The organism is Gelatiniphilus marinus, assembly GCF_042684345.1.
Classification (GTDB): Bacteria; Bacteroidota; Bacteroidia; order Flavobacteriales; family Flavobacteriaceae; genus Gelatiniphilus; species Gelatiniphilus marinus.
Genome location: NZ_JBHULK010000002.1, coordinates 330,087 through 342,237 on the forward strand (window position 1 = coordinate 330,087; position 12,151 = coordinate 342,237).

Genomic DNA, 12,151 nt, shown 5'->3' on the forward strand with positions numbered 1-12,151 from the left:
CACAAAATACAAGTTAAATTTGTTTAAACACAAACACCCATACAAACCCTTCATTAAAAAAGATACCACTAAATTAATTGTGGGCACATTGCCTCCACCTCGGTTTTCAACAGGTGAACTTTTAGAAAAAGATGTCGATTTTTGCTACGGAAGCTATTACAATTCATTGTGGTTGTTTATTGATGAAATTCATAGTTTAAAACTGCGCTACGATAATTCCAACGAAGCTATTGAAGAACGTAAACAATTCTTAATACAACATAAATTAGGTATTTGCGATATTGTTGAAAGTGCCGAACGCGAAAAGATTGATGCTTCCGATTTAGGTATGAAAAATATTAAACTGCGCGATGTTATTGGTTATTTAAAACATTATCCAAAAATCGATACGTTGTTATTTACTGGCGGAAATAGTAAAAACGGTCCCGAATATTTTTTTAGGAAACATATAAAGGATTACAATATTAAATTAGAATTGGTAAATAATGAAGTGCCTAGAATTCATCAATTCGTCATTCCGAGCGAAGCGTGGGAATCTGTTCAATCAAAACGAACCATAAAAACCGTGTCGTTAACCTCTGGTTCGGGTGCAGCAAATATTTCAATTAGCAGACTGCCTTTGTACAAACAGCTAAAAACTAAAAACCCAAAATTCAATACTTTCGATTTTAGAGTGATGCAGTATCGTGAGTTTTTTTAAAATTTGGTTTATTCGAAAATTCTATATATATTTGATGTAAATTATTACACATAAAAATGTTAAGAACAGAACATATTCATGTTTAATGATAACTTAATATGGATGTTACTAATCTTCTCTTCTTCAATTTTTTCAAGTTTTTCCCAAGCTTACAATCCAACTCCTTATTATTTTGATGGTAATGCAACTCTATTTACAACGGCAGACTATCACCCCTTTGTAGATGATTATTCAATAGGGGTTAATTATTACGTTTCAGGGCCTCTTTCATCAATTCATTGCTATTTATATGAAAGTGGTCAAGCGGTGCCTGCCATGTCTTATTCTTATAATTTAGAACGTGAAATTAAAACAAGTACAGATACACCCTTGGTTATATATTATGACGGTGTTAGAACAGATTGCCCAAACTATATGATGCCATGTGATATTCCAAGTCATGGAGGGCTAACACCAGATTGGGCAAGTAAAGCAGATTTTTCAGCGCGTTATTGGCTTATTGTAAAAGTAACTCTAACCCTTTATGGAATACCTCAAACACGATATTATAATGTAGAAAATGTAGGTGTATCTGGGTCAAAAAATTTCTATAAAGGTTCAGAATATTAATACTAAAAAAATAAAATTTACTAAAATGAAAAATAATAGATTACTAATTATGTATTTGGGTTTGGTTGCACTAGTTATTGTTGCTTGTTCTGATGCAGTTGAAAAAAATAATGATAAAAAAAATCAAAGAGATTTTTATATTAATCATTTAAAAAAGGAATTGGCTTTAAATGGCGTAAAAAACACTAGTTATATTACAGTTGATTACGATAACATTAATTTTGAAGGTAAAACCCATAGTGAAATTATGGCGAACATAGATAAGGCGGTTCATGTTTTTAAAGAAAACTATGAAACGGATAATTTGTACAGATTGAATAGAGTCAATTTGCTTATAAAAATTATAACCGAGAATGAATTAATGGACAAAGAATCGTTTTATAAAAAACTAGTTAATGCTCCAACAGATGATGAAAAAATTACGATTTATTATAACGAGCAAAAAAAATATTTTAACGAACTTAGCAGAGCAAAAAAAGATGGAGACTATAAGCTTTCCAACAAAATAACAGATAAATATGCTTACCTCACAATATTGGCTAAAGATAGTCTAGGTAATCTAGTTTTGCAAAAAGATGATGTCCCCAGAATAAATGAAAACCTTAGTTATAGTATAAAAAAATATGATGCAAGCGTAAATAAAAAAATAGAGAAGCCAGAGATGGAAAATACAACTAGCGTAATGTATGTAAATGGTATAGAAGTGAAATAGAATATGGCTGTCTTAAAAGTTTTTTTAAGTCCTTGAGAATTGCTTGCGGTATTTGAAATTGTTCTTAATAAAAAAGAGGCTAACTTAAAAGTTAAGTTAGCCTCTTTTTTAACTTAAATCTTAAAAAAAAGCGCCAAAAATTTTATTTAGTTAATATCAAACGCAGTAATACTTTTAAGTTTTACGGTATATTCAAACCTTTGGTTGTTGTTAATATCCCAAGTTTCCATTAATAAATTTGTGTCGTCTTTATCCCAATCTATTGTGATTAATCCAAAATGATTTTCCATTACAGGGCCTTCAATTCGGTTTTTATTCGGTGTTGCATAATGCCAGGTAGAAGATAGTCCGCTAGATGTAAAATCGTAAATCGGGTAAAAATCGGTTTCTAATTTCGAAATTTCAGAGTAATGCACATCGCCCGAAATAAATACAACCCCATTGGCTTTTGTAGATTTAATTAAGTTTAACATGCGCTTTTGCTCATACGGAAAATTAGCCCAAGCTTCGTAGCCATTCCATTCAATTCCAAACTGTGTTCCCGTTCCAATTATTCTAATATCTGCTGGTTTTTGTAGTTCTTTTTCTAACCAAATCCATTGGTCTTCGCCCAGTAAAGTGGCATTTTTTGTTGTGTGTGGTGCATAGTCTTTGCCGTAAAAGCTAAATCTTTTATCATGGTCCATTTCACCATTATAAGGCAACAAGCTATCGCGAAATGTTCTTCCGTCCAATAAAATAATTTGGAGTTTGTTTTCTTCATAATCATACATATAAGAATGGTAAATACCTTTGTGCGTTCTTCTGGAAGAGGATTCCGGTTCTTCGAAAAAGTCGAGAAATATGTCTTTAGACTCTTCTTTAAAAGGATATTCTTTTCCGGCATCATTCCAGCCAAAATCATGGTCGTCCCAAGTGGCAAGTATAGTGGTGTTTTTCTTTAGATTTTGATATGTTGGTTTCGTTCCCAATAAATTATATTTAAACTTAAGCGTATCCATGTTTTTTGTATCGCCATAAATATTATCGCCTAAAAAAATAAAAAAGTCTGCATTATGGTTTACAACATTATTAAAAATGGGTAAATCGTGATTTTGATAACCACAGGAACCAAAGGCAATTTTTGTTATATGGTTTTTTGTTTTGGGTTTTTCTGTGTCTGTATTGCACGATATAAAAAACAATGCAAGCAATAACATTGTGAAAATCGCTTTGGCCATAATTAAACATTTAATTGATTACCAGACTAAGTTATCGATTTTTTATAACAACCCAAAGTAATTGGTGGCAAGCAGAAAAATAGCTGTACATTTGCACCTTAATAATAAGAAGTAACCTAAAATAGTGTTTGCTTCGGTAAACATAATATATGTCATTTAACACTTTAGGCTTATCCGAAGCCTTGCTAAAAGCCATTAGTAAAAAAGGATACACAAGCCCAAGTCCCATTCAACAAAAAGCCATTCCACCTATTTTAGAGGGTAAAGATATTTTAGCATCGGCACAAACCGGAACCGGAAAAACAGCAGGTTTTACATTACCACTTTTACAATTGCTTTCTGCGAATCCACAAGGAAAACACAGACCCATTCGTGCTTTAATATTAACACCAACGCGTGAACTGGCCGCCCAGGTATATGCCAATGTTAAAGAATACAGCGAATTTTTAAATATAAGAAGTACCGTTATTTTTGGAGGTGTAAACCAAAAACCACAAGTGGCAACCATACGTCAAGGTATTGATGTTTTGGTGGCGACTCCGGGGCGCTTAATAGACCTAGAAAACCAAGGTTTTCTGTCGTTAAAACGCATAGAAATTTTGGTTTTAGATGAAGCCGACCGCATGCTCGATATGGGTTTTTTAAGAGATATTGAACGTATTATGAAGCTGGTGCCTGCAAAACGGCAGAACCTGATGTTTTCTGCAACCTTTTCAAAGGATATTAGGAAATTGGCAAATGGTATTTTAAACCATCCGGTGCAAGTTGAAGCTACTCCAGAAAACACAACCGTAGAAGCTATTAACCAGAAAGTTTACCGTGTTGCCAAAGGCTTAAAAACTGGTTTGACTATCAAGTTGATTTCTGATGGTAATTGGAAACAAGTTTTGGTTTTTACCCGAACCAAACACGGCGCCAATAAACTTTGTAAAAAAATGGTTAGCGCAGGTATAACCGCAGCGGCCATTCATGGTAATAAAAGCCAAGGAGCAAGAACCAAAGCCTTGGCAGGTTTTAAAAGCGGAAGCATTCGTGTTTTGGTAGCCACAGATATTGCAGCCCGCGGACTGGATATTCCGTTGCTGCCGCATGTTATTAATTTTGAATTGCCAAATATTTCTGAAGATTACGTTCACCGTATTGGAAGAACGGGTAGAGCAGGGGCAAGTGGCGAAGCTATTTCTTTGGTAAGCGCAGACGAGACCACTTATTTACGCGATATTGAAAAATTGGTGGGTATAAAAATACCTGTTGAAATTGTTGAAGGTTTTGAACCCGACCCGAACGCTTCAACCGTACCCATAAAGCCTGGGCAGAATCGTTCTCAAAATTCTAGAAATAATAATAGAAATTCAAACTCTAATAAAAACAGAAGCAATTCAAAAAGGAGGCCAAACAGAAATAGTAATAGAAAATCTAACGATAGAAGGAATTAACAATGCGAACCATTCTTAAAGAAAAAATCATAGAAGTTTGTAACCGGAAAATCGAACAAAAGGGAACTAAGGTTGGTTTTTCGTTTTAGGCCTTTTTTGCTAATAAAAATAAAGCCCCACAATTGCTTATGGAAGCTGCAACCTGGTGGGTTTTAACCGAAAAGTTAGATCATTTTTGAAAAAGCCGAAAAAATTAAAAAATTAGTTTCAAAATTATAAATGGAAACACAACCCAACAACCCGTTGCACGGTATAAAATTAGAGCAAATTATAAACGATTTGGTTGCGCATTACGGTTGGGAGTATATGGGTTATAACATTAAAATTAAATGTTTTAATGATAAACCGTCTGTAAAATCCAGTTTAAAGTTTTTACGGCGCACGCCTTGGGCGCGAACCAAAGTAGAGGCTATGTATTTAAGGATGTTGAAAAATAAAAACCACTAATTTTTTTTGATATTACATTAGGGGTTTTACTGTGCTTTTTTAAATTTAGACTTCATCAAAAATTAACCCGAACACTCACATTTGGTGTAATTCCTAAAGATATGTTTTCAATGGGAATAACATTTTTATCAGCATCTAAAGTATAATAAGTGTTTATAATGTTTTTTCGGTTAAAAATGTTCCAAACCGAAAGGCCAACAATGGCCGTAGCTGTATCTGTTACATCAAGGGAATAAGTCGCCGAACAATCGGCACGAAAATAATCGTTTAAATTGTTAGCGTTTGGTAATGCATAAGCAATGGTGTTATCGTTTGGGTCATCATTTGCATAATCTGGCAACGTTGTTGGTTTTCCGGAGTGCCAATTTAAACCCAAAGCCAATTTAATGTCGTTATAAGTATAAATACCCGAAAGTGCTAATGCATGCCGGATATCGGTATTGTTAGGAAACGATATGCCGCTATTTAAATCTGGGAAAGTATAATTGTTTTTACTGTAAGAATAGCTTAACCACGTACTAAAAATAGTGTTAAATTGCTTGTTCACCAAAAAATCGATGCCTTTAATTTTATAGCTCCCAACGCTGTTTACAAACTGATATTGGTTTTGAAACCCTTGGCTGCGCGTAGTAATACCATCTACTTTTTTAAGATAACCTTCGGCGCTAACGAGTAATTTGTTTTTATTGTAATGCACACCAATTGATGTTTGCTTGCTTTTTAAAATAGGAACAGGTTGAATGTTTTTACCGTTAATCGTTATAACTTCTTTGTTGTTATTCGATAAAACCCATCGGCGGTTTTCAATACCTAAAAAATCGTTTTGCAAATCGATAATTTGAGCCGTTGTTTGGCTTTTAAGTTCGCCTAAAATTTCAAACCTAAAATAATTAAAAAAGCGTTGGCTTAAGCTTAATCGCGGTTCATTTAAAACCATGTTAAATTTTGGAAAGTAGTTTGTTCTGTTTCCAAATTTTATATTGGTTTTTGCATTGTTTGATAAAAAAGCAGCTTCGGCATAAAGCGAATGACTGCGCACAACATCTCTAATGTAGCTTCTAAAAATAGGGTTGTTAACATCTTCAAGATTACAAATGCCCACTTCGATAAACTGGTATCCTCCATTGAGTTTTAATAGACTATTGTGTTTGTAATTAATGTCTAATTTTGCCGAACCATCGATAACTTTATTTTCTTGTATTAAGCGTTGGTTGTTTATAATATCGAAATTGGTGGCATCCAAATCGTAATTAGAAACATTTACTTGTGCTGTGGTTGAAAGTTTAGAATTCCAATCTCTGGTGTACGAAAACCCCAAAGCCAAATTTTGCTGCGACAGTTTACTGTTCAAGGCTTCGTTTCTATCGTTTATATTAGCTTGTTCTTCGTAATTTAGTTTATTGTTTACGTTTAAAAATTGAAGTCGGATTTTATCTTTTTTAGTGATATCGTAAAGAAACTTTGCTGTAATATCGTAAAAATAAAAGGCCTCGTTTTTATCGATAGCATTATCATTTCGATTGAAATTGGTTAAATCGGAATCTTGAAAAACACGTTTTTTATAGAGGTCGTAAGTTGGTGTAACAATTAAATCTGTAACCGAGCGGCGGGTTGAAATTTGCAATTCGGTGTTTTGCGTTAGCGGGATTTTGGCAAAAACATCGGCATTAATCAAATTAAATCCTCCGCCAGCTTTAAACTTGTTATCAATCTTGTTGGGCATTTGCATATCGATAATACTAGAAATACCATCGCCATATTTTGCAGGCGTGCCGTTTTTTGAGACGTTTACTTGTTTTGTTGTGTATGGATTGAAAGCCGAAATCAAGCCGAAAAAATGCCCCGATTGATACATTTTTATACCATCCCAAAGCAGTAGGTTTTGGTCGTGCGTGCCCCCGCGGATATTAATGTTAGACACGGTTTCATCAATACTCAAAACCCCAGGAAGCGATTGAATGGTTTGCAAAACATCGGGTTCAATCAACCCTGGAAGTATCCCAAAAGTTTCAGGTTTTATGGTAATTATACCATCATTTAATTTGGTAATACCTGTAGTTAAATAGTTGGTTATTATAACTTCGTCGAGCCTTTGGATGTTATTTTGAAGACTTAGTGGTTTATTTATTTTAATGGCGACAAATCGGTTGTCTAACAATTCAAAATCCAGTTTCGTTTCTTTTTTCAGAACATATAAAACGTCGTCTAAACTTAAATTTTCATCTGGAATGGTTGCTTTTTTATTTTGAATGGTAGCATCAGCGTAAGAAAAACTAATGTTGTATCGGGTTTCAATAATTTTTAAAACGACAGTAAGTGAGTGCTTTTCTTTTTGAATAGTTTGAGCATTCAAATTCAAAACATTCAAAAAAAACAATAGTATAAAGATATAACCTGTACCTTTTCTACTCACGCTTTAATGTTATAGTATTGTTGGTTTTACTATGTGTTAAGTGTAAAGGTAAGGTAATAGATTCAATTGCAGTATCTAAACTATCGTGCGGAAAACCACCTGTAAATAGTTGATTGGTGTCAATATCTTTTACATCAAAAGTAACATTGTATTGTCTTTCAAATTCGGCAATAACTTCTTTAAAAGGCAAACTTTTAAATTGGCTTTCGTTATTTAACCACGAAGGTGTTGTGCGGTTTTCTTTTTCTTTAGCAATAATTTTCCCATCGATAATTAAAAAACGGTCTCCCGGTTTTAATTTTGTTTCTTGAGAATTGTGTGTAACGCCAACTAATCCTTCGTAGCAAATAACCTCAAAATAATTGTCCCGTTGTTTTACATTAAATTGAGTACCATAAACCGTAACGGTTCCTGATTTTGTAATAACATTAAATGATGAACCTTTGGCAACTTTAAAAAAAGCTTCGCCATTAAGTTCAACTTCGCGCTCGTGTTTCCAATTGTTTTTATTGAATGCTAACAACGATTTAGCATTAAGCGAAACACTTGAAGCGTCTGGTAATTTTATAGTAGTTTTTTGGGCAAATTCGGTAGTAATTGTAGTATCTAAAGTGGTAGTGTAATAGTATAAACTAAAACAAACAGCAAGTATAGCAGCAACACGCATTAATGGTTTTACCCAATGTGTTGTAGTTTGCTTTTTAGTGCTTTTAATTTTAGATAATACGTTGTCTAATTCGGCAGACGTATTAAAATCTTCAGCCTTAAAAGCTTGCAAGTTGGTATTTAACTTTACTAAATCATCGTAATCTTCAAGGTTTTTAAATGCCTCAAATTCCTGATCATTTAGGTTGTTATCTAACCATTTCGATATGAGTTCTTCTCTATTCATAAATTTGCTATTCAACTATATAACAGTTAAGTTTTATTTTTTCCTACCCTTTAATTTTATTTTTTTTGACATCAATTTTTCGAATCATTTATTATCCAATTAACAGCAGCTTTAACAACAGGGTCATCTGTGAAATCTAAAGGTATATAATGAGAGAAATTAATTTTCTCATCTGGTGGTATTCTATTAGTGAAAGCTTCTTCTTGCCTGTCAGCATAGATTGATGTTGCTAAAAAAATCATTGATCCGTCGCTTAATTCAAAATCAGTATTACCAGTAGTTAATCCAGCCGTAGGCTCTCCAAAACTTTTAGTGTTACTTTTATTATGGAAAGCAGTAACTACTATTTCTCCAGAGCTACCAGTTTCTGGACCAGTTAATATTGCAATAGGATTGGAACTATTGAAAAGTTGATAAGGAGTTCTACTAACTTGTACAATTGTTTTAGAGTTTACACCTGACTTTCCATAATTATAAAACCATGAAGCTTTTGTCTTATTATTACCAATAAAATAGCCACAAATTCCATCTCCTAGTAAGGGGCCTAAACCTGCTAGCATAGGCCAACAATTTCCGCCCGAGTTTTTTCTCAAATCTAGAACCCAACCTTTAAGATTTGTATTATCAATAGATTTAATTTTGTATTGCAAGCTATCTGCATATTTTTGAATTGCAATTGAATCTCCAGATATAAAGCTTTTTAGGTGTAAATAGCCTATGTTGTTTTTTAGTAGTTTGCCAGAAAAAGTGATTAATTCATTAGTGTCATTTGTCTTACTTGTAGATTGCCATTCATTTACTTGTTCGCTTGTAAGGAAAAAGCTGTGGTTGTCTCCTAAATTGTGGAGAATTGACTTAACTATTGGGTAACAATCTTTTAATGAATCTGAATGCTTTAATTCTGCAAAAGCAATTTTTTTGATTTCATCAAAATCAATAGAATCTCTCTTTATTGAATGTTTTTCAACAATTTGAAAAACTTCATTTATATATTTTTCATTTATTGAGATATTATTTTTTGAATTAGAACAGTTCAAAATAAAAACTAAAAACAATGCTAAGTAAAATAATTTCATTTTATTTAAACCTTTAAATTAAAAACGATTTACAACTCCTTAATATCCTCCCGCAATTTTTTCAGCGCCCCATAAATACGTTTTTCAACCGCTTTGGTCGATATATCCAAAAGCGCTGCAATTTCTTTAAAACGTTTCCCTTCAACTCTGTTCATCATAAAAGCAACCCGTTGCGCTTCGGTTAAATTAGCTAAGGCGCGTTGCAACTTTTCATTATACTCAGCTTCCTGCATTAAAAACTCAGGACTTTCGTTGGTAGACATTTTGGGTTTTGTTTGTTGGTGTTTTAATACCACTTTTTGGTGCGCCGCTTCATTCAGCATTAAATTATTTGCCGTAGTAAATAAAAAACTTTTGGCTTTATCGGGCGAGATCTTTGCACAGTTTTGCCATAATTTTATAAAAGCTTCTTGTACTTTATCTTTTGGGTTTAACAGTTCACCAAACTTATAGTATAAAAAGTTGTGTAAATCTTTGGCGTTCTTATTAAAAATAGATGAAAAAATACGCTCTTCGCAAATATTTTCATGTAATTGTTTGCTCATTGTTATTGGTAGTTGGTGCCACTAAAATAGCTTTTTTGTCCCGAAGCTTCGGGGTGGTTTTTGGTTTTTTTTTGAAATTTCTCGTTGTTGAGGGTAGGAATTTTTAAAGTTATCTTGTTTTATAATCAAAATGCTATGTTTAACCCAAATTCCAATATTATGAAAACTAAAATCAGTACATTATTACTATTGCCTTTTTTTGCTCTTTTAATGGTTACGTCTTGCCAAGAAGAAGTTGTTGACATTACCCCACCTGCCGATTCCGAAGCGCTTTCAGCAACTTCCCCTTTAACGGCTTCAATGAGCTCTGTTTCAAAAATGGACGGCTCGAAAGATAATATTATAGACAATGCCAGTTGTTTGTCAATTGAATTGCCCGTAACCGTTGTGGTTAAAGGGCTCGAAATTATTATAGATTCGGAAGAAGACTATAAAGTTATCGAGGCCATTTTTAAAGAATTTGATGACGATAACGATAGTTTGGAATTTATTTTCCCCATTACAATAATAACCGCCGAACACGACGATATTGTTATAAACAATGCCGCAGAGCTAAAAGAATTTGTTGATGAATGTAGAGGTGAAAACGAAGACGACGACGATATAGAATGTATCGATTTTAAATACCCCATTTCGTTTTCGGTGTACGATGTTAACTTCCAAGTTGTTGATGTTATAACTGTTGAAAACGACAAGCAGTTGTACAGATTCCTAAAACGTGTTAAAAACTCAGATTTTTTAGCAAGCCTTAACTTTCCCGTAACCATGGTTTTGGCCGATGGTACAGAAATAGTTGTTAATAATAACCAAGAGTTGGAAAACACTATTGATGACGCTAAAGATGCTTGTGACGAAGATGATGATAACGATTACGGCGACGACGATTTTACAAAAGAACGCTTAGACGAATATTTGCAAATTTGCCCGTGGGTTGTACACGAGTTTAAAAGAAATAATCAAGATAACACCGTAGGTTACAAAGAGTATGCCCTAAACTTTAAAGAAGACGGTGTTGTAAGAATGCGCGCTAGAAATGGCGATATTTTAACCGGTACCTGGAGTACGCGTGTAACCAAAAGAGGCGCACTTTTAAAATTGGAATTTGATACCCTTGCAGACTTTACTTTAGAATGGGTGGTTTACGATATAGAATATGGTAAAATAAAACTTTACGAAACTGGTGGTAACAGAATCATCATGAAAAAGAACTGCGATGTTGTTATCGATATTACCAAAGAGCGCATAGAAGATTACTTAAAAGAATGTTTATGGCGCGTGGCCAGACTACAAGTTGAAGGCACTACTAATAGTGAAAAAGATTACATAGGAACCCCATTAAAATTCTTTGAAAACAACCTTGTTAAAATACGTTTAAATGGTGAGTTTGTTAGCGGAGAATACGAAATAGGTGTAACCAATTCAGGTTTCTTTTTGCAAATCTTTTTAGTTGATAGACCAAATTTAAAATTAGAGTGGTCAATTACATTCTTAGAACCCGGTTTAATTAAATTGGAAAACGAGAACAATAAAATGGTGTTAAAAAAACACTGTGCAGACGACGATATTAACTACATAGACGATGTTCTAATTACGTGGGAGTGGGAAGTAGCCTTGTATAAAGAAGGCGATGAAGACAAAACAGAAAATTACTTTATGTACACCATCGATTTCTTAGATGACGGGTGGGTAAAAGTAACAGACCCCAACAACGGCATTATAGACGGTAACTGGTTAGCTTACCGAAACGACGGACTGTATTTAGGTATGCACTACGGCATAGAACCACCGTTTGAGGCATTAAACCATAGATGGAAAATTGCCAAAATAACGCAAGAAGAAGCCGGTACTAAAGCAAGAGTCGAGTTAAAAGACTTAAATGCCAACGGAGAAATAGAACGCATATTAATCCTTGAGAAAAAAGAATAATCATGTTTTTGATGAAAAGGAAACCCCGCTTTTCGGTTGGTTAGGTTAATTACTAAGTAGGTTTCCTATACAAAAGCTGTCAAATTAAATTTTGGCGGCTTTTTTTGTTTTCGGCGTTACCACAAGGGTCGCGCTTTCGGCAGTCGCTCCCTCCTGCGTCGGGGAGCTTCAACAA

12 protein-coding genes are annotated in these 12,151 nt (G+C 33.8%); 7 read left to right on the top strand and 5 right to left on the bottom strand.

The window, feature by feature from the left end; translation table 11 throughout:
- The first annotated feature begins 19 nt into the window (after nt 1-19).
- The 3 genes from ACFSQS_RS06555 (at nt 20) to ACFSQS_RS06565 (ending at nt 2,021) form a co-directional block, all read left to right on the top strand.
- The gene (locus ACFSQS_RS06555; RefSeq protein WP_388015945.1) at nt 20-700 is read left to right on the top strand and encodes a uracil-DNA glycosylase family protein; all 681 of its coding nucleotides are present in this window, start codon (nt 20-22) and stop codon (nt 698-700) included.
- A 102-nt stretch (nt 701-802) separates the two neighbouring features.
- A complete protein-coding gene (locus ACFSQS_RS06560) occupies nt 803-1,309 on the top strand; it encodes a hypothetical protein (protein WP_388015948.1) in 507 nt (168 codons plus the stop codon).
- A gap of 25 nt (nt 1,310-1,334) precedes the next feature.
- On the top strand, nt 1,335-2,021 hold the full coding sequence (locus tag ACFSQS_RS06565; protein ID WP_388015951.1) for a hypothetical protein: 687 nt from the start codon (nt 1,335-1,337) through the stop codon (nt 2,019-2,021).
- 146 nt (nt 2,022-2,167) lie between these two features.
- Here the strand turns inward: ACFSQS_RS06565 and ACFSQS_RS06570 are convergent, their stop codons facing one another.
- A complete protein-coding gene (locus ACFSQS_RS06570) occupies nt 2,168-3,241 on the bottom strand; it encodes an alkaline phosphatase D family protein (RefSeq protein ID WP_388015954.1) in 1,074 nt (357 codons plus the stop codon).
- A 149-nt stretch (nt 3,242-3,390) separates the two neighbouring features.
- On the opposite strand from ACFSQS_RS06570, the gene ACFSQS_RS06575 reads away from it, so the two are divergent.
- From ACFSQS_RS06575 to ACFSQS_RS06585, 3 genes are all read left to right on the top strand, one after another.
- Nucleotides 3,391-4,677, top strand: a complete 1,287-nt coding sequence (locus tag ACFSQS_RS06575; protein ID WP_388015957.1) for a DEAD/DEAH box helicase — start codon at nt 3,391-3,393, stop codon at nt 4,675-4,677.
- 128 nt (nt 4,678-4,805) lie between these two features.
- Complete coding sequence (locus ACFSQS_RS06580) at nt 4,806-4,856, top strand: DUF6500 family protein (RefSeq protein ID WP_388017212.1); 51 nt, start codon at nt 4,806-4,808, stop codon at nt 4,854-4,856.
- Between the two features lie 40 nt (nt 4,857-4,896).
- Nucleotides 4,897-5,124: a VF530 family protein gene (locus ACFSQS_RS06585; RefSeq protein WP_388015960.1), complete on the top strand. Its 228-nt coding sequence runs from the start codon at nt 4,897-4,899 to the stop codon at nt 5,122-5,124.
- Between the two features lie 55 nt (nt 5,125-5,179).
- Here ACFSQS_RS06585 and ACFSQS_RS06590 read toward each other — a convergent pair whose 3' ends face one another.
- The 4 genes from ACFSQS_RS06590 to ACFSQS_RS06605 all read right to left on the bottom strand — a co-directional run bounded on the left by ACFSQS_RS06590 (nt 5,180) and on the right by ACFSQS_RS06605 (nt 10,050).
- Complete coding sequence (locus ACFSQS_RS06590; protein WP_388015963.1) at nt 5,180-7,537, bottom strand: TonB-dependent receptor plug domain-containing protein; 2,358 nt, start codon at nt 7,535-7,537, stop codon at nt 5,180-5,182.
- Nucleotides 7,530-8,429 (bottom strand): FecR family protein, encoded by a 900-nt coding sequence (locus ACFSQS_RS06595; RefSeq protein ID WP_388015966.1) that lies wholly within the window; start codon nt 8,427-8,429, stop codon nt 7,530-7,532. Before ACFSQS_RS06595 ends, ACFSQS_RS06590 begins: the two co-directional genes overlap by 8 nt.
- Nucleotides 8,430-8,500: 71 nt before the next feature.
- The gene (locus ACFSQS_RS06600) at nt 8,501-9,505 is read right to left on the bottom strand and encodes a S41 family peptidase (RefSeq protein WP_388015969.1); all 1,005 of its coding nucleotides are present in this window, start codon (nt 9,503-9,505) and stop codon (nt 8,501-8,503) included.
- Nucleotides 9,506-9,534: 29 nt separating this feature from the next.
- Nucleotides 9,535-10,050 carry an RNA polymerase sigma factor gene (locus ACFSQS_RS06605; protein ID WP_388015972.1) on the bottom strand — a complete coding sequence of 172 codons (516 nt, stop codon included), beginning with the start codon at nt 10,048-10,050 and terminating at the stop codon, nt 9,535-9,537.
- A gap of 159 nt (nt 10,051-10,209) precedes the next feature.
- On the opposite strand from ACFSQS_RS06605, the gene ACFSQS_RS06610 reads away from it, so the two are divergent.
- Nucleotides 10,210-11,976, top strand: a complete 1,767-nt coding sequence (locus ACFSQS_RS06610) for a hypothetical protein (protein WP_388015975.1) — start codon at nt 10,210-10,212, stop codon at nt 11,974-11,976.
- Nucleotides 11,977-12,151 lie beyond the last annotated feature (175 nt).

Excerpts from the sequence above, each read along its gene's own strand:
- ACFSQS_RS06560 (WP_388015948.1), top strand. The coding sequence starts at position 803 with ATGTTACTAATCTTCTCTTCTTCAATTTTTTCAAGTTTTTCCCAAGCT.
- ACFSQS_RS06565 (WP_388015951.1), top strand. The coding sequence starts at position 1,335 with ATGAAAAATAATAGATTACTAATTATGTATTTGGGTTTGGTTGCACTA.
- ACFSQS_RS06570 (WP_388015954.1), bottom strand. The coding sequence starts at position 3,241 with ATGGCCAAAGCGATTTTCACAATGTTATTGCTTGCATTGTTTTTTATA.
- ACFSQS_RS06575 (WP_388015957.1), top strand. The coding sequence starts at position 3,391 with ATGTCATTTAACACTTTAGGCTTATCCGAAGCCTTGCTAAAAGCCATT.
- ACFSQS_RS06585 (WP_388015960.1), top strand. The coding sequence starts at position 4,897 with ATGGAAACACAACCCAACAACCCGTTGCACGGTATAAAATTAGAGCAA.
- ACFSQS_RS06595 (WP_388015966.1), bottom strand. The coding sequence starts at position 8,429 with ATGAATAGAGAAGAACTCATATCGAAATGGTTAGATAACAACCTAAAT.
- ACFSQS_RS06600 (WP_388015969.1), bottom strand. The coding sequence starts at position 9,505 with ATGAAATTATTTTACTTAGCATTGTTTTTAGTTTTTATTTTGAACTGT.
- ACFSQS_RS06605 (WP_388015972.1), bottom strand. The coding sequence starts at position 10,050 with ATGAGCAAACAATTACATGAAAATATTTGCGAAGAGCGTATTTTTTCA.
- ACFSQS_RS06610 (WP_388015975.1), top strand. The coding sequence starts at position 10,210 with ATGAAAACTAAAATCAGTACATTATTACTATTGCCTTTTTTTGCTCTT.